Genomic DNA, 1,724 nt, shown 5'->3' with positions numbered 1-1,724 from the left:
GCGGGACCGAGGCCGGCCTCGCGGAAGGCGGCGAGGGCCTCGGCGGTGTTCTGGCGCAACGGGCCCCCGTCTGCGGCGTGCACGAGCTGCAGGTGCTGGGCGGCGAACTCCACGTCGACGAGGCCGCCGGGCGAGAGCTTGAGGTCCCAGTCGTGCTTTGGCGGGCGCTCTCGCTCGAGCAGCTCGCGCATCTCGCGCACGTCGCCGGCGATGCGTTTGGCCTCGCGGGGCCGGCGCAGGGCCTGCTCGATGGCCCCGGCGGCGTCCTCTGCGAATGCCTCCGAGCTGGCCCAGACGATGCGGCCGCGGGTCAGCGCCAGGAGCTCCCAGGTGTCGGCCTCGCCGCCCTCGTAATAGTTCTCGAAGGCCCGGAAGCTGACCGCCACAGGGCCCTTGGTGCCTGAGGGCCGCAGCTGCATGTCGACCTCATAGAGCGGGCCCTCGGTGGTCGGCGTCGACAGCGCCGCGATCAGCCGCTGGGTGAATCGGGAGAAGAAGACGTCGGCGCTCCACTCCTTGATCGTCGAGGCCGCATCCGGCGCGCCGGCTCGGTAGAGGGTCATCATGTCGATGTCGGAGGTGGCGCTCATCTCGCGCGAGCCGCATTTGCCCAGCGCCACCACGGCGACCTCGCCGTCGAAGTCGCCCCCGATCCGGCGCACCTCGTCGAGGGCCACGGGTGCGAGGGCGGCGATGCAGCTGTCGGCGAGGTCGGCGAAGGCGCGGCCGGCGACCTCGGCGCTGGCGCTCCCGCTCATCACCTGCAGACCGATGCGGAAGGCCTGCTCGCGGTGCACGCGGCGGACCGCGTCCATGGCCGCTTCGAACCCGTCCGCCCGCTGCGCCGCCGCCGTCATCAGCTGCCGATCCTCCTGCGGGTCGATGCTGTCGAAAAAGCCTGGATCGAGCATCGCATCCAGCGCCGCCGGCCGGCGCGAGAGGGTGGCCGCCAGACGCGGGGCGAAGGCCATCACCTGCACCACCAGCTCGAACAGCTTGGGCTGAGCCAGGAACAGCGACTGCAGCTGCACGCCCGAAGACAGCTTGCCGAAGAAGTCGGCGAACCGGTTGAAGGCGTCGTCCGGCGCGCCGGTGGCGTTGGCCGCCTCCAGCAGGCGCGGCGCCAGGCGCGTGAATAGCTCCCGCCCCCGCGCCGTGCGGGTGGCCGGGATGTGGCCGTGGTGCCAGCCGCGGATGGTGCGCGAGACCTGGGGCGGGTTGGAGAAGCCCATCCGCGCCAGGGTCCGCAAGGTCTCCGGATCGTCGTCGACGCCGGTGAACACCAGGCTGCCGAAGCGGGAGGCCAGCTCCTCCTCGCCCGCGAACAGCTCGCCGTAGCGGGCGTTGACGGTCTTCAGCACCTTGATGACGGACGCATCGAAGCTGCGCAGCTGGTCGTAGCCGGCCAGCCCCGCCACCCGCCGGCGATCGGCGTCCGCTTCCGGCAGACGGTGGGTCTGCTCGTCGCCCACCATCTGGATGCGGTGTTCGAGCGCCCGCAGGGTCCGATAGGCCTCGGTGAGCTCGGCGCAGGCCTCGGGGGTGACGTGGCCGGCGTCGCGCAGGGCGGCGAGAGTGTCGAGGGTGCGCCGGCCCCGCAGCTCGGGCTGCCGGCCGCCCAGGATCAGCTGCTGGGTCTGCACGTAGAACTCGATCTCGCGGATGCCGCCGCGGCCGAGCTTCAGGTCCTGGCCCTTGGCGACCAGCCGCTCGTCCACCTTGTG

Annotated in this window: 1 pseudogene; it reads right to left on the bottom strand. The window is 72.2% G+C overall.

Annotated elements, in window-relative coordinates:
• Nucleotides 1-1,724: pseudogene (locus tag VHK87_RS14830) on the bottom strand (glutamine-synthetase adenylyltransferase); the annotation flags it as partial.

The sequence above is a fragment of the Phenylobacterium sp. genome, from assembly GCF_036263695.1.
In the GTDB taxonomy this organism is placed as follows: Bacteria; Pseudomonadota; Alphaproteobacteria; order Caulobacterales; family Caulobacteraceae; genus Phenylobacterium.
This window is presented reverse-complemented; position numbering and strand designations above follow the sequence as displayed.